The following is a 24,023-nucleotide window of genomic DNA, read 5'->3' on the forward strand; positions in this document are numbered from 1 at the left end:
ACTCGTGAAAAGTCAGGTAAGTAGGTAAATAATTAATGGTTTGTAGTAAGGACTTTAGTCCTTAAGAAAGGGCTAGAGCCGCTTACTACGAACTTTAAAAACTAAAGGTAGTACGGATAGTACCAACAAAGATATCGTTGTTTCTGGAGATATGTCCAGGGTCGGTGACGATGAAAAAGCCGGGGGTGATACTAATATTATCGTTGACTAAGTAACGGTAAAAAACTTCGTAGTGGGTGGAATTACCTGCGTCTACTGCTGCAACTGCAACGCCGTTATTTAATTTTAGTGGTTGTCCGTAGATGAAGCCTAATAAATCTCCTTTTCTGCCAAAGGGGTCATACACTCCCAAGGACACGGTATAGGTGCTGCTGAGAATGACTGCATCTGATTGCAATGAATCTGTAACTACTATACCACCCCACGCACCCAACACGAATTGATCATTTAATTGCCATCTCATGCTGGCGTTGAGTCCATGAATTTGTGATGGTTCATTAATACCGCCAGAGGTGTCGGCGTTGCTGCTACCTGTACCTGTATCTAGTTGGGCGTTATTAGAGTAGGCGTTGATGTAAGCTAAACCTGTGATTAAGGCGGAGGTTGGTTTATATAGTAACTGTACTCCTAATGCGCTATGGTCTGCACCAAATAAACCCCGACTGCTATCGTTGCTATTTCTCGTCCCATAAGCAAATTGCATCCGTAATTGGTCGGATACTAACCAGTCGAAGCCTAAACCTGCATCTAGACTACCAATTTTTAAGATGGGAGTTGAACCGCCAAATAGGGAAATTGCACCTTGTCCTGCGTCTGCATAGATAGAGTTGACGCTGAGAACACTGCTTAAACTAAAGCCTACAGGTTTGAAGGTGAAAACAACGCGATCGCCTAATCCCGCTACGCGATATTCTAGAGAATCTAGTCTGACTTGATTGTCATAGTCTGCTTGCCAAGCTAATCTCGCCATATTAGTATTAAATGCGTCGGGATTTGCCAAGCTATCAAAGGCAGCATTGCCACTAACTAAGGCTAATCTAAATCGGTCTTTACCTGTGAAGGATGAAACTAACTGTAATTGGGAAAGATATGTAAAAATTGGCTGTGCTTCTCCTCGCCCTGGTGGGTCGCCACCAAAACCACCTGCTAACCCAAATATTGCTTGTCCTCCTAATATTGCGGTTGTAGAAAATTGTTGCGCTGCAATGTTAGTATTGCGGGCTTCTAAAGCATCTATTCTTCCTCTTAATGTTGCTAATTCGGCAGCAAATTCGGCTTGTAATTTTTGCAGGATTTCTAAATCTTCTTGTTTAAATTTTTCTGTTAATCCGGCTGTGATTAATTCATTGATTTTATCTAATACTGCATTTAATCCGGCGGCGAATTCGTAGCGAGTCATGGCGCGATCGCCTTTAAATGTGCCGTCGGGATATCCTGCTATGATACCATATCTTTCTACTAAAGATTGTAAGGCAACAAAAGCCCAATCACTTGGTTGCACATCAGATAATTGTGAGACTGATGTCACTCGTTCTAAGCTGGGATTTAGTTGTTTTTCTAAATCTATGTCTGGAAAATTTGCTGTTTCAATAATTTCTGAGTTAATTAATTGGTTATTGTCTAAAATTTGCTGTTGATTTTCTGCCCAAACTGGTTGATTTATCCCCAATAATGTTGCTCCTGATAGAAGCAATAAACTGGCTTTATTAAACATCACTTCTCACACAAATTAATAAAATTAAAGTTCGTAGTAAGGGCTTTAGCCCTTTAAAAATTTGAAGCAGAGCGAGCAATTTCTCACTACTAACAAAAATCCTGTTAGATTTAATTTATTTACATACTTCTTTGCAAATAATCTAGCGATCGCGTGCTATCCCTGTTGTCAAACTACCACGATAAGGAATACCTGCTTGTGGTTCTTCACCATTCACCCCAAAAACTTCTATTTGGGTGATTTGTCCGTTAGCATTAATCACTGAACCACTCGCATTATTCCCACTCAAGCCAGCGTTATTAGATACGCCTGTATTGCCATCAATAGTAATAGTTCTTTGGTCAAAATCTACGTTAACATTTCTAGGAGCATTGGGATTATTATCTGGGATAAACACGCCTTGATTACCTTCTGTTCTATAAAAAGTTCCCGTGACAATTTGCGGATTAATAATCCTAACTGATACTCTAGGACGAGGATTTAAATCACCTTCTGTACCATTGAGAGCATCTGCCAGAAATGTTCGACTAAATCCTCTAAATCTTTGGGCTTGATTTTTTAATGCTGCTAATGTTTCGACTCTGACAGCTTTCAATGTTTCTTGTACTGGTGGAGATTCTTGGGCTATTAAATTTTCTTGTCCTGGTGCTAACCCAGCAGCCAGGGAAATAGTTTTATAAAAAGCTGGTAAGTCAAATTCTTGGGGATTTCCGACTCTGCCATTTTTGACGGCTACTGTTTGACCACCTTTTAATGCTACTGTTTTTTTATCTTGCTGGTCTGAAATTTTGATATCTCCATCTGTGAGTGCAAAAACTTGCGTGGTGTTGCGTTGTTTGTCGTGTAAAACCATCACTGCGCTAGCTTTTTGTGCTGGTCTATATAACTCGTTATTTTGCGATAATTTGATGCTTTTATTACTAGCAATGAGATGAGGCTGATGACTGGCGATCGCTGGGCGTGGTGCTAAAATATTAATCTTACTTTCTGGGGTTTCTACTGCTGTACCCACGCTTCCCGGTGGACTTAAAATTAATGCTGTGCCATCATCTAATTTAAAAATCATTTCATTCAGGGCGATGAGATTACGCAGTTTAAAGCGACGCAACCCTGGTTCAAAACGAAACACACTGCGTTCATCTACCCTGATTAAAGATTTATCATTGAAAAATAATTGCGCTTCTGAACTCGTCCCGGTTCTCACCGCATCTTTAGGAACTATGACATCATTAGGTTGGGCGGGGCGTTGGGTTTGGTTATGTAGTAGCAGTTCGACAATTTTGATGATTTTGTAGAGTTCAGCACGGGTGAGAGGTTTATTTGTTTGGGCTAACGTAGGAGTTACCCAAGATAAGGTTAGCAAAATGCTGAGAATTAATGTCTGATGTGATGACCATCTGCGCCACTTCATCACGTTTTACCTGAGTAATGTTGTTAAATTTACTGATATTGACTCTATTTTAGAATACATAAGTTCCTATGATTTTTCTGAACCGTTGTTATTAAGTTTCATTAATGAAGGTTGTACTGAGGATGTTTTCACGGTATTATTGCAAACATTAGAGTCCTCAAAACCCTAATCCCCTAATCCCCTAACCCCCTGACCCCCTTCCCTTTTTGGGATGGGGGTATTTAAATTATCTATACAAAGGGGTTAGCCGTATTGTGTATGCCTCCTAGTCAGACAGGTGTAAATCATAGTTCTCACAGCAACTGATGAGTTTTTGTTTGATGAGCGATCGCACATTTTCTGGTGCTACAATCACACAATCGGGTGTGTATTGCATGATTTCCCGCATAAACCAAAAAGTATTAGATACCCGTCTGACAACTTTCCGCACTCGTTGTGTGTCTGGTAGCCATTCATTGAAAACATCTTGCGGTTTCGCTTGATAAGCAAAGGCTAAATTGTTTAATAAGTGCATTTCCACTTCTATTTCATCCAATTGCGATCGCCACTCGCCAGCAATTTGCGTGATAGCGGCATCAAGAATACGGTCTAAACGAAAACACCAGTTATGTGTAAGTTCTGGGACATCCTTATTGTCGGCTGTTTCCTCACACCAGCAATCAAGATATTGCCGCTTTTCGTGGGGGTTAATTTTGGCATAGCGGACTGTAAAATTAAATACTCGTTCTGCTGCATCCTGATAGGAAAGTTGAAAGGGTTGCTGACGGAGAATATAACGGTCTAGTTGTAACCGCCAAGCTGGGGGTGTATTTTCTATGAAGCTGAGAATTTCATTTCGCAGTGGGGTTGATAATTCGCTGCGTTCTAATAACAAGTTAGCAATAATTTGCGCTTGTTCCATTTGTCCGATATAGGTTAAAGCACCAATACACCGATGTAAGGCGCGGATGCGTGACTCTGGCCAATCATGATTTTTACCAATGATTAACTTACGTTGAGCGATCGCTTTGATCAGTTTGGAGATATTGGGATCATCTCCCCACATCATACCGAATTCTAAGGCGATCGCTTCTAGTTCGGCTTTATCACGTTCTGTCACCGACAGGGTTATAGACTGACCTTTACGACTCATAAAAATATACGGACACTTTTATACATATAAATCTTGCCAACTTCCATTTTGCGTGCCAATATAGTTTTTAACAACCAGTTACGGACACTATTTAAGTGTATGTCCGAAAGTTATAAAATCACTCTCAAGTCTGTTTATTCTCAAACAGTCCCCACACCTGATGGGGTGCAAATACCTAAAAATTGGTCACTTTCTTGGCATCAAGTCGCTACTTTAGAAGCACTACGCAATCCCAATATTGATGTAGTGTTCAACACTGCAATGACAGGCGATGGTAAAAGCTTGGCTGCATATTTAGAAGTTCTCCAGGGTGAATTTTCTGCAATTGGACTTTACCCAACTAATGAATTAGCCCGTGATCAAGAAACGCAGATTCAAAGATATGTAGAAATATTTCAACCAGAAAATCAACCGCGTGTAGTCAGATTGAGTGGTGCTGATTTAGAAATTTATGCAGCAAATGAAGGATTGAAAAAAGGCGCAGCAATCGCTACTCTCACTAGCCAAAGAGAAGCATTATTAACCAACCCAGATATTTTTCATTATTTACATCGAGGGGCTTATATAATTCGTGGCGATAGTCCCGATAAACTCTGGGGGAAAATCGACAAAGATTTTGATTTGTTTATTTTTGATGAGTTTCATGTCTTTGCTGCGCCACAAATAGCCAGCGTTATTAACACTATGCTGTTAATTCGCTGCACAAACCGCCGGAAGAAATTTTTGTTTCTTTCTGCCACACCAGATAGTAATTTAATTGGTAAATTAGAAAAAGCAGGATTTCGCTGTCAAGAAATTAATCCGATTGACAAAAATAAATATCAATTTCCTGACACCGCAGAACAAGAACAGCAACTTAAAACCGAAGGATGGCGACAAGTAGCGCGGACAATATCACTGAATTTTATCCCTTTAGAACCGAGTTTTAAAGCATCGGAAGTTTGGTTAAAGGAAAATAGTAATTTAATTGTGGAACAGTTTCACCAATATCCAGGGAGTAAAGGGGCAATTATTCTCAATTCAATTGCAGCAGTTAAACGCCTAACGCCATTTTTTCAAGATATTTTGCAGCCTTACGGATTAAAGGTAGGAGAAAATACAGGGTTATCAGGAAAAGCAGAAAAAGAGCGTAGTCTGGCGGCTGATTTGGTGCTGGGAACTAGCACAATTGATGTAGGTGTTGATTTTAAAATCAATTTCTTGATTTTTGAATCGTCTGATGCTGGTAACTTTATTCAACGGTTGGGACGCTTAGGTAGGCATGATGGCTATGAAAAAGATGGTCAAGAAATTAAGTTTCAAAACTTTACAGCATGGGCGTTAGTACCTAACTTTTTAGTAGAGCGTTTATTTCAGGGAGAGACACCACCTTTAGAGGTAAATAGGATTTGCGATCGCCCGACTTTTCATAATATTATCGCTGATAAATATCGCCAGATTAATGATTTTCGCGGGTATTATAAAAGATGGGGTGCAGTGCAGTCATTCTGGCTATGTTATCAGTTAAGCGATCGCACCATTAAAGAACAGTATGCCCAAAGCCGAGAAAAGTTTCAAAAAGCCTGTCAAGAAGTATTTGACAGCAGTTTAAAATCTGTTGCTGGACGTGTTACAGGATGGGCGAAAGATTGGCAAGCACTATCAGGTAAATCAGGAAATCCCATTGCTCAGGATGCTTATAGTTTTCGCGGTTCGAGTCCTTTGCAATGTGGGTTGTACGATTTAACCGAAGAGAATGAAGTAGACAGATTTAAAACCTACGATTTACCCGGCATTTTGGGTAATTTAGAAATTGAAGTGTGGACAGAAGCGGCATTTATACGGACACTCAAAGAAACCGCAACACGCACCGGACAACCCATTGCTAAAGGTAGATTTGAACACTGTCTAGCATTTATGAGGTTGCGTGGCTACCGCGAGGAAAGACTGAACTGGAAGTTTACCTACTCTGGCGACTTGCAGCCAATTGCTGATGCTTGGAAAGTTCAGGTTTTAAAGGGTGTGGAAATTTGGCAACCTGAAAACTACTGGATTGGGGAAATTAACAAACGACTGAAGAAGGAAGGTTTAGTCTGTTACGTGCTTCGCCGTCCGGTTGCGGAAGTGCGGATGCGGCTAAGGCTACCGATGCACTTTCAGATTTACCCAATTAGCGATCAGTACAGCTTTCATGATACCACAGCACCTTATGCGATCGCTTTTGGTCAATCTGCGTTGTTGCTTGATACTTTAGCATACACCTTTAAAAGCAAAGGAGATGAGATATGGATTGGTTAAGGTTTCAATCCATATTACCAAGTTGGATAAATTTAAGGGTGAAACTTTTAGCAGTAAATTTACTTTTAATCCCTGATAGGGATTATAGAATCAAGCAAGCTTTTACTAATTCATTGTATAGCTTGCAAGTATGGGCAATAAGGCATAAACGCCTGAGAACAGTATCGGAAGTTTCAATCCCTGATAGGGATTACTGTTTGCCCATATGTTGTGAAGCAAGTTTTGCTGCCACTAATCCATATCTTACATTATTTTATCAAGAAATAAAATTTTTCTTAATAAAAATGGACTGTCTTCTGATACTGAACTCAATAAAACTATGTTACCATCACGATCAAGTGTGGCTTCAACGCTTGAGTGCAGGAACGGAGACTCGTTGGACGATATTTTATTCCTCTGACGCGCATTGTTTTCTAATTTCTAGCCAGAAGCCTCCAGCAACACAATTTAATTGGAGGTTCAGCTATATGGAGAATCATAAACAGCTGGAACTCTTTGACCTGCGCCCTTATACATCTAATCAGCCTAGTCTGATGAATGAACAAGAGCAGCAGGTTAAAGAGACTCGATCATGTAACGAGTATAAACAGCTGGAACTAGATTTATTTCCACAAAAATCTCACAAAAATCCTAAGCAGTTTGTGAGGTTAGTTGCATAAATCTAAATGGGGGCTGAGAATTTATCAGTTTGAAAGCCCCTATTTTTTCATCTTATAAATCTGTCTGGTCGTTCATAAGAATAAATTTATTTTATGAGTAAACCAATTCCAGACGAATACAAAAATTTACTAATGGAAGTCAAACAGCGCATTCGTTCTGCTCAGTATGAAGCACTGAAGGCAGTAAATAAAGAACTCATTGCTCTCTACTGGGATATTGGAAAGATGATTGTTACCCAACAGCAGGAAGCAGACTGGGGTAAATCTGTAGTGGAACAGTTAGCAAAAGACTTACAAACAGAGTTTGCCGGAATTAGCGGATTTTCTGCACGTAATATTTGGAGAATGCGAGATTTTTATCTAACTTATCACTCAAAAGAAATTCTGCCACCATTGGTGGCAGAAATTGGATGGACTCACAATATAGTCATTTTAGAGAAGTGTAAAGATGACTTAGAACGAGAGTTTTATATCAGAATGACTCGTAAATTTGGCTGGACAAAGAATGTTTTGATTCACCAAATCGAAAATCAAACTTATGAAAAAACTCTCCTAAACCAAACGAATTTTAACCAAACTGTTCCCGCAGCAATTCGTAATCAGTTAAAACTAGCAGTAAAAGATGAATATACTTTTGATTTCCTAGAATTAGCAGATGAACACAGCGAACGGCAACTAGAGCAAGCAATTTTAGCAAGAGTTGAACCATTCTTGCAAGAAATGGGTGGAAGATTTACTTTTGTTGGTAGTCAGTATCGCTTAGAAATTGGCGATCAGGAATTTTTTATTGATTTATTGCTTTATCATCGTCAATTAAAGTGTTTAGTGGCTGTTGAGTTAAAAACAGGAGATTTTTTGCCTGAATATGTAGGAAAAATGCAGTTTTATTTGGCAGCCTTGGATGATTTATCTCGACTACCAGATGAAAATTTATCAATTGGGATTATTCTGTGTAAATCTAAGAACAAAACTATTGTTGAATACGCGCTGAGAGAATCTAATAAACCAATTGGTGTAGCAACTTACAAAGTATTTTCTTCATTGCCTCAAGATTTAAGAAATCAACTTCCTGCTCCTGAGCAAGTGGCAAAACTTTTAGAAGGAGTGGAGTAAAAATTTGGAGATGAAACAATGACTGATATTGATTGGTTATCGGGTGATTTTGGCTTTGATAGTGATAACGATCGCACTATCGAAACCCAAGGAGAATTACTCAGTCTGAAACTACTACGCGAAGCAATTCAGGCACAAAATCCTGATGATGCAGTAATGGCAGATTTTGCTGAGTATGTTTTACCAAATCTCTTACGAATAGCGATTGGTGTAACTGCTAAAGGTGGTAAGTATTTTGATGCAATTGACCAACAGCGAGAAGCAGAAGGAAAAAGCAAAGTTAGACGAGATAACGCTGCTGATCAATCATTGAATACACACTTATTAAATGGATTATTCCCGGCTAATTTAATTGAGAGACGTTTACAGCAACTCGATACTACAGTCCGGCGAGTGGTGAAAGAAAGAGAACGGCGTTTAGTAATTGCTGGGTTTATTTTACATGACTTTGAAAAGTTCCCTGATGTCCCGAATGATTGCCGGAAGTTGCCATTAGCAGAACATCGCCCAATTATTGAGACAAAAGTTCGTCAATTAGGACTAGATAAGTTTATCAATCCAGAGAATCCAGAAGCTTATCAAGAATATATTGATGATTTATTGTGCATGGCTTATAATGCACAAAGTAGGTGGGATACTAACTGGAATTTTTCCGAATTTGGGTTGAATCCAGTATTGCGCGATCGCACCCTGCGACAACTATCAGGTTTAACATTGTTAGCTGACTCTCTCGCCTCAATTGTTAAACATCCCCAAGACGCAGAACACTCCAAACTCAAAGAAGTTATCCACTTTTTAAGTGATGGACAGTTAAAACTTACTTATCACAGCATTGCTGAAAATAGAGGGGTTTTAACTAATGTAGTCAACAATGCTTTAATTCAATCTCATACGAGTTTGAATACAGATGAGCATACCTACTACGAACCTTTGTTATATCTGCCAACTGGCGTAATTTATTTAGCTGCGCGTCATGCACCTCCTATTTCAACCAAAGACTTACCAGACCGAGTAGTTGATAATATTAAATCGCTTTGTGCAGGACAACTACGCCTGAGACAAACAGGTTTTGGTAGAGATGGTAAAGGTATGAAATATGCCGAATATTACAACTTATTTTTTGATTCTCCTGGCTTGATGCAGGTAGCGTTAGATGCTACTCTACGCATCTTAAACCCCAACAAAGATTCAGTTGCTAAAAGTCGCAGTGAAAATTTAATTAAGTTTCAAAAACAAGGCGTTTTATCTGCTGAATATGACTTTAAATTTGATGATGATATCCGCATAGACCAAATAGCAGAGTTTGGTGATTTAGTTAGTCGCAAAATTTGGGATGAAACGGTAAATCGGATTGAGGATATTCGCAAGAAAGATAAAAAGCTGCCAGAAGTTCCACCTTTAAATTTAACCCATAAAGTTGCAGAATTTTGGAACTTGACAGCATACTTGCCCCAAATTCGAGAAATTCAGCGCATCAACGAAAGTTTGAAAGAACATAAATTAAAAGGAAATACGGGAGGCGTACCTTATGAATGGTATTACCTAGCAGCAAAATATCTGGAACATCATCCTGGGATTGAAAATGTGCGTGCAACTTGTCAACAAGTTATTCAATATCTCACAGGCTTAATTTCACCAATCATTGCACAGTATGAACTGCCTGATGGTTGGGAGGATTTAAGGGTTTGGGTATCACGCATTGTGATGTTACCAAACACGAATCAAGAAGCATCAGCTAAAACTCAAGTCGATACATTTTTAGCTGAGTTGAATAACTATAATGCTGCCAAAAAACCAGGACGGGGAAAACAATTAATCTGCTCAATTTCCCATTCTGCCTATACAGTGACAGAACAGATGGAATCGGCAGTTTTATTTACTCCCCAAGTTTATACAAATAAGCAAATGTTAGGAGGTTCTAATGCTAAACGCAACATCTCCAGTATTGCGGGTGTGGAGATGATGCTGAGGCAAATTTTAATGAATCAAACTCAAGCAGTGGGTAAACGATTTGAAGATGGTAAATATCGCTATCTCTATTTTTACCCGACTTATTACTTCACACCAGAAACCAACAAGTTTTTACAGAAAGCTTACAACGGTATTGCTCAAACTCGTTTTGATACTAGCGTCCGTAATCACTTTATCAGCAAAGATTTACAGGCTAACTTAGAACGAGAAAATTATCAAAGTGTAGATGCTTTCGTAATTGATGAAAACTTAGAACGTGACAAAGACCGCACATTTAAACTATCTTATCCTGAAGACCAACCTTTAACATTTTACTTCATGGCACTACCGCCAGGACGAGATAGCACCGATACCGAATCTTGGATAATGCCTAGTTGGTTGGCGTTTGCTTTCCCGATGATTTTAGATGTTAAAACTGTGGTGTCTGAGTCACCAATTCCACCTTTTAATGATGGTGCTGAGTTTGAAGAAAGCGTTTTTTTAGACAGTGCGCCTCATGCTTTCCGTGCATTAGTCAGACGCGATCGCTTCCGTCTAGATTACATCTTAGAAGGCTGGCATGACAACAGCATTCAATACCCCGCACCTCTAAATGTGCTTACCGCCGCCTATGCAATTCACCTTGATGTGAATGCTAGACAAGGCAAATCTGGTTATGATGCTAACTGGGGTAAATTTACCGAACTAGCAAAGGATTTTGAAACCAGTTCTTTGTATGTTTTTGCTTACCTCAATCGTTGGGTACGTAACCAAGGAGTAGAAACAGCACGCATCGAGAAAATTAGGCTGTATGCCTATCATTTTTATCCTTGTTTTGACCCTTATGTACAGTATGACATGAATACGAAAACCTTGATTGTGAAAGCAGAATCGAGTCTAAATCATCCCAAGAATTTAACAGAACTTTATCGCCGTTTTTATCGGGCGAATAAACGTTATAATCCGAAGTCTAACGCTGTGTTAAAACCGATTGATATTGCGGCAGAAACTATCTTGAAAGCCGAGTCAAGCGTATTTCATGGAGAAACCTTAGTTGCAGCCGTCGCCGCAGAAGTTTTTAAACTCATGGATCGGGTTCATGCTTCCACGGCGGAAGGACGCTGGGTAATGAGTAAACGGGAAGAAGAAAGACAAGCTGTCTTGGATTTTGCCAAGTATTTTGTCATCGAAGTATTTGAGAAAGCATTTGCAGGCGATCGCGCACGTTTAGCAGGTCGTCAAATCAACTTAATTCGAGACACTTGTGAGTTTCTTTACCGTCTAGAAGATGACAAAGAAAATGCAGGTAAAGACGATAAGTCTACTGAATCTGACGACGATCAATAATTTATCTTACCTCAAACATTACTAAACTATTTGGAGATTGATTATGGCATTGCTAAAAACTGTAAATTCCCAACTATTTCAAGCTGAAATTCCTTACAAACCAATGGGTAAGTATGCCCATTTCCTAACAATTCGTATCACCGAATCTTACCCTTTATTTCAAACAGATGGCGAATTAAATAAAGCCAGAGTCAGGGCGGGAATTAAAGACAAAAATACAATTAGCCGTTTGTCAATTTTCAAACGCAAGCAGTCTACCCCAGAACGTTTAGTTGGACGGGAATTACTCCGCAAGTATGAATTGATGAAACCGGAAGAATGCGAATATAACGTAGCTTTTGCAATGGACAATCCTGATTGTATTATTTATGGTTTTGCTATTGGTGATTCCGGCTCAGAAAAATCGAAAGTTGTTGTAGATACAGCATTTTCCATCACAGCATTTGATGAATCCCATGAAACGTTTACTCTGAATGCTCCTTATGAAAATGGCACAATGGCAGCCAAAGGAGAGAAGAAATCAGATGGTAAATTAGATGGTGAGATAGGTACAGTTACAGCTAGGCTTAATCAACAAGACCACATCAGACCACAAGTATTCTTCCCTAGCATTGTCACACTGAAAGACCCCACAGAAGCTAGCTTCCTTTACGTTTTTAATAACATTTTACGAACACGCCATTATGGAGCGCAAACAACCCGTACAGGTAGGGTGAGAAATGAGTTAATTGGGGTTGTATTTGCTGATGGAGAAATTACCAGTAATCTGCGCTGGACTCAAGCAATATATGACCAGATGAAAGCTAATAATGCTTTAAATTCTCCCGATCCTCTGGATGAAGACGAAGTAATTACTGCTGCTAAAAATACGATTGAAGCATTGATGTCTGAAGAATTTATCGTACATACTGACTTTATTGGTGATGCTTTTGAACCTCTTCTGAATGAAGTGAAAAAACTCACGGCGAGTGAAACAGGAATTACCAGCATCTTGCAAAAAGCTGATGCAGAAGCTAAAGCTTATGCCAATAAGCACATTAGTAAAAAGAAAACTGCTGCGAGAGCGGGGAAAGAATAATGGTATTGATTTACCGTTGTCAATTAGAATTACACGACAGCCTGTATTATGCCACGCGAGAAATTGGAAGATTGTACGAAACAGAGCCAATAATTCACAATTATGCTCTGTGTTACGCTCTGGGTTTAGTTGATAGCGAAGTCTACTCTACTACCGTAGCTGAAGAATATTCATATCGCTACTTTTGTCCTGAACAAGTGCCGAAATATGAGGAGCATTTAACACCCCTCAATCAACAGGGAATTTATGTCACTCCAGCACATTCAATCGGACATTCTACGATTCTCAACACTTGGAAGTATGCTAACAATAACTATCATGTAGAGATGGAGAAAACCCAGAAAAATATTCCCAGTTTTGGTAGAGCCAAAGAAGTTGCGCCAGAAAGTGAATTCGAGTTTTTTGTAATCTCGCAAAAACAACTCAAATTACCAAAGTGGATACGCTTAGGTAAGTGGATGAGTAAGGCTGAGGTAACGGTTGAGGAATTACCTAAACCTCAAACTGCTGAAGGTATATTCACTTGTAAATATCCATTAAATCCTTTAGATGTGATGTTCACTAATCAAGTGATTAGCTATGATGTGGTGAATATGCCTCCAGTTAGTCTAATTCAGAATGTGCAGATGCGGGGGCAATATTACCAATTTACTGAGATGAAAGACATAAAAATTCCGGTGCATATAGCTTATCATTTTCGTAGTTAATTGTGACTGTGCGATGGTCTGCGAGCAACCGTAGGTCATCGCCTCTCCCATACTCCCACACCCACCGTGAAACACTACGAACAACAACCCAACGCCTTCCCCAGCGATTACCTTAACCACTTGTGGGGAGAAATTCATGCTTGTCCTTACTTTACAACCAACAACCTCAACCGCGATTTTGTGGGGACTAAGGGATTTTCTGTGGTGTTCAGGCGATCGCACCTCCCCACAGTAGAACAAAAATTTCCCTACTTCAAGCCCTATCTCGACTTAGCTCTCCAGCCTAATTGTAACGCTTTCTACCTCAACCCCTTACTACTCAAAGAAGGCTCTCGCGTTGATCCCCATATAGATCGTTCTCTGCGTTCCTACTGCAAAACCATTGAACCGCCTCACCTTGTCAGTGTTCTCTATGTGCGCGTACCTCTGAACATGGAAGGCGGAGAACTCATCCTCAAATCTCACAAACGCCAACTGGGGCAAATTAAGCCGCAAATGAATACATTACTACACTTTCAAGGCGATTTAACTCATGCTGTGAACCCGGTTAAAACCCCCGGATATCGTCTGAGTCTAGTTTGCGAACAGTATAATTTGAGCGACACGGAACTCGAAGAAATCCCATCTTTTACCGTAGAGTCACGAGTTGCTCAGTCTACAACCAAAAAACGCAAATAAATTTTTGAATTTTGAATTTTGAATTTTGAATTTTGAATTGTAGTATGCCTCATAGCCTAGTTCTCAACCTACTTCCCCAGTCTCCCATCTACCCGCAATTTCTCACAGGTAGACACTTCCATGCTTTATTCCTCACCTTAGTCAGTTCTGTAGATCCCGCATTGGGGGAATATCTGCATAACTCTAGCGCGGATAAAGCCTTCACCCTGTCACCGCTACAAATCCAACGACGACCAAAACCACACCAGCACAGCTTACAATTTAGTCATCAACAACCCATCCCGGCTGGTACTCCCTGCTGGTGGCGTGTTTCCCTACTAGATGACAGCTTATTTAGCAAACTAACTCCACTGTGGCTAAATCTCAACCCGGAACACCCTTGGCATTTGGGTTCAGCAAACTTGTATATTACTAGCATTCAAGGCACAGCCCAATCAACCCAACCTTGGGCGAATGTATGCACATATCCTGAATTATATGAACAAGCCAGTGAGAGCGATCGCACCATTAACTTAACTTTCTCCACACCTACCGCCTTCCGTCAAGGACAATATGACACAACCCTCCCTACCAGAGAATGTGTTTTTAATTCCTTGCTGTCAAGGTGGAATAAATACAGTGGCATAGAATTGTCTCAAATTGCAATTGAGACAATTTTTCCCTCTTTCGTCAACATTCATACAGACATATTAGCTGATTCTCGTAGTAAATTTATCGGCATTTTGGGAGAAGTTAGTTATCGGATTTTAGGCGAAGTTGAACCAATTCAAATCAAGCAAATTAACGCCTTAGCTGACTTTGCTTTATATGCTGGTGTGGGGAGAAAAACAACAATGGGTATGGGGATGGTACGGCGGTTATAGGAGGGAATGGGGAATGGGGAATTATCCAAAAACTACAAATGTAGAGACGTTGCATGCAACGTCTCTACATTTCCCCCTTGCCTCTCTTGCCTCTGCGTGAATTAAACATATCCACAACTTACTAAATAACAAAACCATGAATGAACATGACTTCATTCCGATTGCAGCATTAAATCAATATAGCTATTGTCCGCATCGCTGCTGGCGGATGTTTTGTACAGGAGAATTTATTGACAATCAATACACAATTGAAGGCACAAGCTTACATGAAAGAGTCCATACTGTAGGTGAAGGACAACGGGAAGAAACTTGGCAAATTAGAGCAATTTGGTTGAAATCAGACAATTACAAACTTATCGGCAAAGCTGATTTAATTGAATTAGAAAATGGTGAATGGTATCCCGTCGAATATAAACGCGGGCGTAAAGGAGAATGGGATAATGATGAAATGCAAGTTTGCGCTCAAGCCTTGTGCTTAGAAGAAATGACCGGAAAAACTATCAACACAGGCTACATTTATTACGCCCAATCACACCAACGTCAATTAATAGAAATTAACCAAAAACTAAGACAAAATACCATCAATACAATTGAAGCAGTGCAGAACTTGTTACATACAGGCATAATGCCCAAAGCCATCAAAACAGAACGCTGTCAAGGATGTAGCTTATATCTTAATTGCCTACCCCAAGCAGCAGAAAAAGTACAAAAATATCAAGAATCAAACTAAAAAAACCTCCGCGTACCTCCGCGTTTCCTCCGCGCCCCTCCGCGTTTAAAAAATTAACCTCCATACTCTCTCTTCACCCTCCAATAAATTAGGAGAAAATCATGGGTACAGTTTATATCACCCAAGAAGATGCCTTCATTGGTAAAATTGATGAACGCCTCAGCGTCAAACATGAGAAAAAAACCATCTTAGATGTCCCACTAATCAAAATAGATGGAGTTGTAGTTTTAGGACGTGCCACCGTTTCACCTGCTGTAATTTCTGAACTACTAGAACGCAAAATACCTGTAACTTTTCTCACAGAAAATGGGCGTTATTTAGGACGCATAGAACCAGAAGCCAACAAAAATATTTTTATGCGAAAAGCCCAATGGCAAGCTGCTGGAGACTCAGCCCAAGCTATTCATGTTGTGCAAGGTTTTGTACGTGGTAAGTTGAAAAATTACCGTAATATTCTCATCCGTCGCCAACGGGAATGTCCAGAGATAGATTTATCTAAGAAAATAACTCACTTAGAAAACGCCATTTCACCGATTGATAGTACAGATAATATCAACTCTCTGCGGGGTTTAGAAGGTGCTGGTAGTGCGGCTTATTTTGGCTGTTTTAATCAAATGATTCGTAACCCAGCTTTTGAATTTTCGCACCGCTTGCGCCGTCCGCCAACTGATCCGGTGAATTCTTTACTGAGTTTTGGCTATTCTTTATTACGCCATGATGTGCAAGGTGCAATTAATATTGTCGGTTTTGATCCATATTTAGGATACCTGCATTGCGATCGCTATGGTAGACCTTCTCTAGCACTCGACTTAATGGAAGAATTCCGCCCCTTAGTTGTAGACGCAGTAGTTTTGTCCACCATAAATAAGCAACTGTTGTCAACCTCAGATTTTGTCACCGAACCCTTAAGCGGTGCGGTTTACCTGACTCCTGAAGGGCGAAAAACATTTTTACGCTTATACCAACAGAAAAAACAATCAGAATTTAAACATCCGGTGATGGGGCGCAAATGTACTTATCAAGAAGCGTTTGAAATGCAAGCACGGTTACTAGGGAAATATCTCATGGGTGAAACCGCAAAATATCCACCTTTAGTTTTGAAATAAGAACAGGGAAGTGAAAGAAAAATCAAGAACTAATGTGGTTATATCCTACGACATCCCAGAGGACAACCGCCGCACTAAAATTCACAAAATCCTCAAATCCTATGGGCAGTGGGTACAGTATAGTGTGTTTGAGTGCCAGCTTACTGATACTGAATACGCCAAATTGCGATCGCGTCTCCACAAATTGATTAAACCAGACACCGACAGCATCCGCTTTTACTTTCTTTGTGCTTGCTGCTTTGGTAAGATTGAACGCATAGGTGGCGAACAACCCCGCGACGAAACCATTTTCTTCGCCTAACGCGCGGATGGGTAGGTGTACAAAATCGCTTTTCAGGAAAAATGGCTGTATCCCTTACACTACAGGCTTTTGCGAAAAAATTAATTTAAAACCATCCGCGCACCTTACCCAGTAATGGTTTCAGCTATTTCACTCAAATCAACTGACATTTTCTCGTGTTATAATTGACCCATCCGCGAATCTGAACCTTGAAAACCTTATACAGTTTAGCTTTCGGGCTTCCGCAGTTGAAATTTCAACTAATCCCTATTAGGGATTGAAACATAGTAAAGGCTAAAAATCCATTGCAGACATTACGTTGAAATTTCAACTAATCCCTATTAGGGATTGAAACGTTCCGGTGGTATTGCGACAAGAAGCCTTGGCAGTTGAAATTTCAACTAATCCCTATTAGGGATTGAAACATTATGACCTATCTATTGAAGAGAAGCTTCTTGGTTGAAATTTCAACTAATCCCTATTAGGGATTGAAACCCCTGGAATTTAACCCGATAGTTCAACCAATCGCCCAAGTTGAAATTTCAACTAATCCCTATTAGGGATTGAAACGGAAGACTTACCCAGGCAATTCAACCCAGAATTAGTTGAAATTTCAACTAATCCCTATTAGGGATTGAAACCAGTTTGATTACCTGCATCAATAGCGTCTAACCTGTTGAAATTTCAACTAATCCCTATTAGGGATTGAAACAGATACAACGGGAAAATTGAGCTTCGGACTGGTAGTTGAAATTTCAACTAATCCCTATTAGGGATTGAAACGTAAGGCTTTGAGGCATTCTTACAAATATTACAAACTCTTCAAGTTGAAATTTCAACTAATCCCTATTAGGGATTGAAACTAGAATACATTGAGTCAGCAGTAGTCTCACGTATAGGAAACGTTGAAATTTCAACTAATCCCTATTAGGGATTGAAACGATATATCGCACCTTCACTAATTGGAGTATTCCAGTTGAAATTTCAACTAATCCCTATTAGGGATTGAAACGTAAACTCCTAAACCAAACTTACCAATGGCAGCAGTAGTTGAAATTTCAACTAATCCCTATTAGGGATTGAAACTGTGTGTACTTCCTTGCCTGATACGCTGTAACTCTTCCGTTGAAATTTCAACTAATCCCTATTAGGGATTGAAACGCAAGCTACAGATAGGATTGATATTTGGTGCGACATCTTAAGAGTTGAAATTTCAACTAATCCCTATTAGGGATTGAAACATTAGTCGCTGTAAAAGCCTGGTTAAAAATATAGTTGAAATTTCAACTAATCCCTATTAGGGATTGAAACTCATAGTTTGGAAGAATTGGCTTTAATGAGCCGTTGAAATTTCAACTAATCCCTATTAGGGATTGAAACTGAACCCAGACTTTTTTGCCCTTGCTCCAATTGTCGCGTTGAAATTTCAACTAATCCCTATTAGGGATTGAAACTTTTACTGTAAAGAGGTAATGTGTTCAAGGGTTCGTTGAAATTTCAACTAATCCCTATTAGGGATTGAAACTCTTCTGGTTTTCGGGGGGATGAAGGGGTGGTGGCTGAAGTTGAAATTTCAACTAATCCCTATTAGGGATTGAAACGTGTAACTTCTCTTCAACAGCAAGCTAAAGAAAAATATTGCGGTTGAAATTTCAACTAATCCCTATTAGGGATTGAAACTTACCCCCCCGTGTACATACGATAGATTTAAGCGTTGAAATTTCAACTAATCCCTATTAGGGATTGAAACTGATTGACCTTTGATTTTAATTCCTCTATTTGAATAGATAGAGTTGAAATTTCAACTAATCCCTATTAGGGATTGAAACTTCATTTTCATGAAAATCAGCATTTCCAGTGCTGTTGAAATTTCAACTAATCCCTATTAGGGATTGAAACGAATGGCGATACTCGTGGACAAGTAGGAAGCGCGTGTTGAAATTTCAACTAATCCCTATTAGGGATTGAAACCCGTATCTCGTAGCCGTAGTAATTAGCTAATGCCTCTAAGTGTTGAAATTTCAACTAATCCCTATTAGGGATTGAAACGCGATTCCAATGGTGAACCTGTAGATTATAGGGTTGAAATTTGAACTAATCTTTGCGCCTTTGCGCCTTTGCGCGAAACAAATTCATAATTCAAATCAGCAACACCAGAGAATCAATAACGACAAAAAAATAAAACCCCTGGTTGTGCTAACCAGGGGGAGAAGGTTTCGCTGAGATAAGTCAAGACAACTACAAGATGACTGAAAACAATTCCTGAAAACAGATAAAAAAATCCTGCTAGTAGTCAGTTAACTGTGTTTGAGCAAATTACGCACAGCTTGCTCAATATCAGATTCTTTCATCAGAGACTCACCTATCAACACAGCATTTACACCAGCCTCAGCCACTAAAGATAAATCAGCGCGAGCATACAAACCCGATTCCGCGACTACCATCACGCCCAAATCTTGTAACTGCGATCGCCTAGCCGCTAGCAGAGTTGGAGTAATGCTAATATCAATACTACAGTCTGCTAAACTTTGGTTATTAATGCAGATTAAGCGTATATCATCCAGATGCAACACCCGATCCAATTCCGCTAAGTTATGCACCTCGACTAAAGCATTCATCCCCAAATAATGAATTATGCGTAAAAAATCTTGTAGTTCTCTATCTGTCAGGATAGCCGCCATCAGCGACACCGCATCTGCCCCGGCTGCACGTGCTAAATAAATTTGGCAGGGATCAATAATAAAGTCTTTACATAATAAGGGTAGTGAGATATTCCGACGCAGCAAGCGTAAAGTTTCATAACTACCCTGAAAAACCGACGCTTCCGTGATTAAGGATACACAAGCAGCACCACCACGTTCATAAGCTTGAGCGATCGCTATGGGATCATAGTCTGCCCGAATTACTCCATAATTGGGTGATGCTTTCTGAATCTCTGCAATCAGCCGGGGTTGATGAGGATTCTGCTGTAAAGCAGTCCAAAAATCCCGCACCGTTGGCGCAGCTGTTAACTGCCGTTGCAAAGAAGCTAAAGACAATTTTTGATGTAGTTGAGCTACTTCTTGTCTTTTCTGCAACAAAACTTCTCTGAGAATAGGTTGCAAACGAATAGTATTTTTGGTGCTGCTACTAAATGAATACATCATACACTGCCATAGGGGATTAGGGGGCTGATATCTTGCACCATGTTCAATCATCGTCTGGCGATGCACTGCCGACAACCGAAAAATCAGGCTGTGAGCGAATTTTCAGATGTACATCGCTGTACTTTCATTGCAATAAACCTACTGGTGCAAAATCTAAGGTGGCTAACAAGGGGTAGACGAGTAGTGCTGAGTTGTTACGGTAACTCAGCACTAAAGAAACCAAACTCAATAAATAAGCTGAATGGATACTTGAGAAATATCGTGATTAACATTAACATTTCTCCAACCTAATTTTTGTTAGCTGGAATGGGTGCATAAGTAAAGACTTTTCAGGAAAAGTCTCTCTATTTATAGGGGAGAAATTAGGAGAAAGATTTCTAGTATCTTTCTCCCGCAAAGACGCTAATGCTAACACAAATTTACAAATATCCTCTTAGTGTGTTAACCCTATATTTTTTCTTTGCATCCAGTTTGATTTCATCTCAAAAACTTCTTGACTATCAGTTTGATTTGTCTTTGGTTTTTCATTGAGATAGTTATTTTTAAGTAATCGAATATAAGTGCGATAGGGAATATAGTCTACAGGATTGTAGCCAGAAAAACGCAGTAGTAACACACAGGCCCAAGAATACTTTCCGGCCATAATAGCTTTGATAATTTGTTCTACTTGTTCGTTATTTATTTTTTTAACTTGTTGAGAGTTATTGTTGTCTTTTTGCAGCATGTTTTTCCCTGATGAAGTAATTTTGTGGCTTATTATCAAAAATTTTAAATGAAGTATTAAGACAGTTCATTCATGATTTACATCATGTGTACTATGCTTAAATACCTGTCTATCTCCAGCTTAATACAACTTGGGAATTCAAAATACATAAATCTCTAGAATTAAGCATTATTTATGAATTTGAATTGATGAGAGTAAATGCTAAAATTGTTATTACTGGAAATTAGACAACATTTAACGAAAAAATAGTCAGATGAAAAATTGACTAATAACTCGAAACTTTGCTATGTGAACGCAGAACATTGTGAATAATTTTGAGACCAACCTCTCCTCCTAGACTCATAATTGATTCTGGATGAAATTGCACCGCAGCTATGGGCAGTGTTTGATGTTCAATTGCCATAATTACCTCATCTTCAGAAATTGCTGTAACTTTCAATTCCTTGGGTATTGTTTGCGGTTGGGCAAACAATGAATGATACCTACCGACAATAAAAGATGATGGTAGACCTTGAAAAAGGACAGAATCAGGAACAGTCACAGAAATTCTGGATGGTTTACCATGTTGGGGATAATTGAGAATGCCTAATTCCCCGCCAAATGCTTCGACGATGCCTTGCAATCCCAGACAAACACCAAAAATGGGAATTTGGCGACGCACAAGGGCTTTAACTGTCTCAGGGACGCGGAAATCACTAGGTTTACCAGGGCCAGGAGATAATACCACTAAATCTGGGCGTTCTGTATCCAACAGGGATTCAGGAAAACCATGACGCAGTGTAGTAACAGTTGCCCCCGTAGTACGAATGTAATTAGCTAGTGTGTGGACAAACGAATCTTCATAGTCGATCAGCAGGATACGTTGATTTTGGACAACATCCACAAATGATGCAGTGGAATTTAGACTATGATTTGTGTCGTCGATAGCTTTGGCACGGCGGATAGTTTCAAACAGTGCGGCAGCTTTGGTGATTGTCTCCTGTTCTTCAGCTTGCGGGATCGAGTCATAAAGCACGGTGGCACCAACTCGCACTTCAGCAATACAGTCTTGTAGGCGAATTGTCCGCAGGATGAGTCCAGTGTTCAAATTACCATTAAAGCTTAAATAGCCGACTGCTCCGCCATACCAACGGCGCGCGCTTTTTTCATGCTGTTCAATAAACTCAATAGTGGCTCGTTTCGGTGCGCCGGTGACTGTGACAGCCCAAGTATGACTTAAAAAAGCATCTAAAGCGTCAAATTCCGGTCGAAGTAAGCCTTCAACATGGTCTACTGTATGAATTAGGTGACTGTAGAGTTCAATTTGGCGACGACCAATTACCCGTACTGATCCCGGCTGACAAATCCGTGATTTATCATTACGATCTACGTCAGTACACATAGTTAACTCAGCTTCATCTTTGTGTGAGTTAAGTAACTGACGAATTTGGGCCGCATCGTCTAAAGCATCTTCACCACGTCTAATAGTGCCACTAATCGGACAGGTTTCCACTCGTCTACCATCTACGCGCACAAACATTTCTGGTGATGCACCGATTAAATATTCCCCACCCAAATTTAAGAGGAAGCCGTAAGGGCTAGGATTAATTTGTTTTAAGATTTGAAATAGTTGACTGGGTGGTTGTTCACAGGCGGTGAAAAAGTTTTGACTCGGAACTACTTCAAATAATTTACCCTGGCGGAAGTAGTCGAGAGCCTTTTCTACGAGTTTGGCATACTCGCCTATAGCATGATCGGCAGTTTGTTTTGGTAGAAGACGTTTACCCTGGTAGTCAATATACTCGCCTGTCCTTGGTAGATGTTCAGTGTTGCCGTGGCTGGTGGCAAAGTCATACTGAAGACGAAAGGCTTTTTGCAGATAGTAATCAACAACGATTAATTCATCGGGTAGATACAGAACTAAATCCCGTTGGTGGTTGGGACGGGTAATTTGTTGGGTAATTGGTTCAAATTGTAAAACTAAATCGTAACCAAATGCGCCATACAGCCCTAAATGTTCATCTTCTTCGCTGGCGAAAGTCTGAATAATTTCACGGACAACGGTAAATGCAGATGGTTGTTTGCTGCGTTCTTCTTCTGGAAAGAACTGTTTTGTGGGTGAGATATAACCTGTGATTTGGTGATGATTGCTGTTGAGTTGTTGAATCTGTGAGTGGGCAGATAAACGTTGCAATAATATTGGTAGTAACACTTGACCGCGATCGTTGAGTGCGGAGATGATAAATTTGTTCTCCCTTATTGTCAGTTCCAATGGTGGATTGACAAAGCCGATCGCCCATCTTTTATATCGCCCTGGATATTCGTAACTACTCGTCAGCAAGACTCCACGCGCATGATTGAGGTGGAAGAGAATGTCATCTAGTGCCGTGTCAATCTTCTCCTCGGTGATATGGCGAGATACGCTGATATTACCAAGTGTTGTGTAAGAGAGTGAATCGCAAATCATGGGATTGTTCTTTTATCTGTATGTCGGATGGAGTCTGGCGCGATCGCTTCTGGTGGGGGCGTAGCCCATCGCCTGTTCTGCGAGACATCGCCAAGTAATGGGCGATCTAGCCAATTTCACTATCTCAACAAGAAGATTTTGACACTACAGCACAGGTAAACTACCACAAAACTCTGTCTACAGTCAGACAGGAAGCAGATAACAGCAAAGCGGTGTTGAAAATAGGGGTGAATTTAACTAGGCAGCATTTTCATCTTCTAGTTAATCCAGCCCCTAACAATGAACCGTTTTGCAGAAGTAGCTTCTTTGCTTAGATTACTCAATCTTTGGCAGTAGATATATGATGTTTTTTTTGTTAGACTTATCTCTTCTTTTGTTCCTTTAATTTAAAATTACCTTGGACTTTTAATTGTTCAGATACTGAATCTGCACACAACCCCCAATTATACCACTTCGGCTTGATTGATGAGCATTTATTTCCTGGCTAATTTTTCATTGTTTATTGTTATCTTTGCCAGCAAACACCAGTAAAATCCCCTAAATCAATCATTTATTATCTAAATAATTGAGCAAAAATTATGTAAATTAATGTCAAGGTTATTATGTCTGCCATTTTAGCCACAATTCTGACTGTTAACCAAGTATTGTTTATCTCAAAGTGG

General features: G+C 39.8%; 17 protein-coding genes and 1 CRISPR repeat array. Of the genes, 11 read left to right on the forward strand and 6 right to left on the reverse strand.

Features of this window, described 5'->3' with window-relative positions:
• Positions 1 to 94: 94 nt before the first annotated feature.
• From AACS98_RS04945 to AACS98_RS04955, 3 genes are all read right to left on the reverse strand, one after another.
• The gene (locus AACS98_RS04945; RefSeq protein WP_066376947.1) at positions 95 to 1,714 is read right to left on the reverse strand and encodes an iron uptake porin; all 1,620 of its coding nucleotides are present in this window, start codon (positions 1,712 to 1,714) and stop codon (positions 95 to 97) included.
• A 142-nt stretch (positions 1,715 to 1,856) separates the two neighbouring features.
• Positions 1,857 to 3,125, reverse strand: a complete 1,269-nt coding sequence (locus AACS98_RS04950) for a hypothetical protein (protein WP_066376949.1) — start codon at positions 3,123 to 3,125, stop codon at positions 1,857 to 1,859.
• 265 nt (positions 3,126 to 3,390) lie between these two features.
• Entirely contained in the window at positions 3,391 to 4,257 is an 867-nt protein-coding gene (locus AACS98_RS04955) for a WYL domain-containing protein (RefSeq protein WP_066376952.1), read from the reverse strand.
• Positions 4,258 to 4,356: 99 nt separating this feature from the next.
• Here AACS98_RS04955 and cas3 point away from each other — a divergent pair, with 99 nt between their 5' ends.
• The 11 genes from cas3 (at position 4,357) to cas2 (ending at position 17,066) form a co-directional block, all read left to right on the forward strand.
• A complete protein-coding gene (gene cas3 / locus AACS98_RS04960; protein WP_066376954.1) occupies positions 4,357 to 6,534 on the forward strand; it encodes a type I-D CRISPR-associated helicase Cas3' in 2,178 nt (725 codons plus the stop codon).
• On the forward strand, positions 6,522 to 7,193 hold the full coding sequence (locus tag AACS98_RS04965) for a hypothetical protein (RefSeq protein ID WP_066376955.1): 672 nt from the start codon (positions 6,522 to 6,524) through the stop codon (positions 7,191 to 7,193). Before cas3 ends, AACS98_RS04965 begins: the two co-directional genes overlap by 13 nt.
• A gap of 93 nt (positions 7,194 to 7,286) precedes the next feature.
• Positions 7,287 to 8,306: a PDDEXK nuclease domain-containing protein gene (locus AACS98_RS04970; protein ID WP_066376957.1), complete on the forward strand. Its 1,020-nt coding sequence runs from the start codon at positions 7,287 to 7,289 to the stop codon at positions 8,304 to 8,306.
• Positions 8,307 to 8,324: 18 nt separating this feature from the next.
• Positions 8,325 to 11,603 carry a type I-D CRISPR-associated protein Cas10d/Csc3 gene (gene cas10d, locus AACS98_RS04975; RefSeq protein ID WP_066376958.1) on the forward strand — a complete coding sequence of 1,093 codons (3,279 nt, stop codon included), beginning with the start codon at positions 8,325 to 8,327 and terminating at the stop codon, positions 11,601 to 11,603.
• Between the two features lie 43 nt (positions 11,604 to 11,646).
• Positions 11,647 to 12,681 (forward strand): type I-D CRISPR-associated protein Cas7/Csc2, encoded by a 1,035-nt coding sequence (gene cas7d / locus AACS98_RS04980; protein ID WP_066376959.1) that lies wholly within the window; start codon positions 11,647 to 11,649, stop codon positions 12,679 to 12,681.
• Positions 12,681 to 13,388 carry a type I-D CRISPR-associated protein Cas5/Csc1 gene (cas5d, locus tag AACS98_RS04985; protein ID WP_066376969.1) on the forward strand — a complete coding sequence of 236 codons (708 nt, stop codon included), beginning with the start codon at positions 12,681 to 12,683 and terminating at the stop codon, positions 13,386 to 13,388. Before cas7d ends, cas5d begins: the two co-directional genes overlap by 1 nt.
• A gap of 66 nt (positions 13,389 to 13,454) precedes the next feature.
• On the forward strand, positions 13,455 to 14,066 hold the full coding sequence (locus AACS98_RS04990; RefSeq protein ID WP_066376971.1) for a 2OG-Fe(II) oxygenase: 612 nt from the start codon (positions 13,455 to 13,457) through the stop codon (positions 14,064 to 14,066).
• Between the two features lie 44 nt (positions 14,067 to 14,110).
• Positions 14,111 to 14,929: a CRISPR-associated endoribonuclease Cas6 gene (gene cas6, locus AACS98_RS04995; protein ID WP_066376973.1), complete on the forward strand. Its 819-nt coding sequence runs from the start codon at positions 14,111 to 14,113 to the stop codon at positions 14,927 to 14,929.
• A gap of 136 nt (positions 14,930 to 15,065) precedes the next feature.
• Positions 15,066 to 15,659 (forward strand): CRISPR-associated protein Cas4, encoded by a 594-nt coding sequence (gene cas4 / locus AACS98_RS05000; protein WP_066376975.1) that lies wholly within the window; start codon positions 15,066 to 15,068, stop codon positions 15,657 to 15,659.
• 101 nt (positions 15,660 to 15,760) lie between these two features.
• Complete coding sequence (gene cas1d / locus AACS98_RS05005) at positions 15,761 to 16,765, forward strand: type I-D CRISPR-associated endonuclease Cas1d (RefSeq protein ID WP_066376976.1); 1,005 nt, start codon at positions 15,761 to 15,763, stop codon at positions 16,763 to 16,765.
• Between the two features lie 10 nt (positions 16,766 to 16,775).
• Positions 16,776 to 17,066 carry a CRISPR-associated endonuclease Cas2 gene (gene cas2 / locus AACS98_RS05010; protein WP_082803793.1) on the forward strand — a complete coding sequence of 97 codons (291 nt, stop codon included), beginning with the start codon at positions 16,776 to 16,778 and terminating at the stop codon, positions 17,064 to 17,066.
• Positions 17,067 to 17,292: 226 nt separating this feature from the next.
• Positions 17,293 to 19,094: a CRISPR direct-repeat array (repeat unit 37 nt; unit sequence GTTGAAATTTCAACTAATCCCTATTAGGGATTGAAAC).
• Between the two features lie 248 nt (positions 19,095 to 19,342).
• Here cas2 and AACS98_RS05015 read toward each other — a convergent pair.
• From AACS98_RS05015 to AACS98_RS05025, 3 genes are all read right to left on the reverse strand, one after another.
• Complete coding sequence (locus AACS98_RS05015; protein ID WP_084386875.1) at positions 19,343 to 20,242, reverse strand: indole-3-glycerol phosphate synthase TrpC; 900 nt, start codon at positions 20,240 to 20,242, stop codon at positions 19,343 to 19,345.
• A gap of 382 nt (positions 20,243 to 20,624) precedes the next feature.
• Positions 20,625 to 20,915 carry a HetP family heterocyst commitment protein gene (locus AACS98_RS05020; RefSeq protein WP_066376980.1) on the reverse strand — a complete coding sequence of 97 codons (291 nt, stop codon included), beginning with the start codon at positions 20,913 to 20,915 and terminating at the stop codon, positions 20,625 to 20,627.
• 265 nt (positions 20,916 to 21,180) lie between these two features.
• Complete coding sequence (locus AACS98_RS05025) at positions 21,181 to 23,361, reverse strand: anthranilate synthase (RefSeq protein ID WP_066376984.1); 2,181 nt, start codon at positions 23,359 to 23,361, stop codon at positions 21,181 to 21,183.
• Between the last annotated feature and the right edge of the window lie 662 nt (positions 23,362 to 24,023).

The sequence above is a fragment of the Anabaena sp. CA = ATCC 33047 genome (genome assembly GCF_963870205.1).
In the GTDB taxonomy this organism is placed as follows: domain Bacteria; phylum Cyanobacteriota; class Cyanobacteriia; order Cyanobacteriales; family Nostocaceae; genus Trichormus.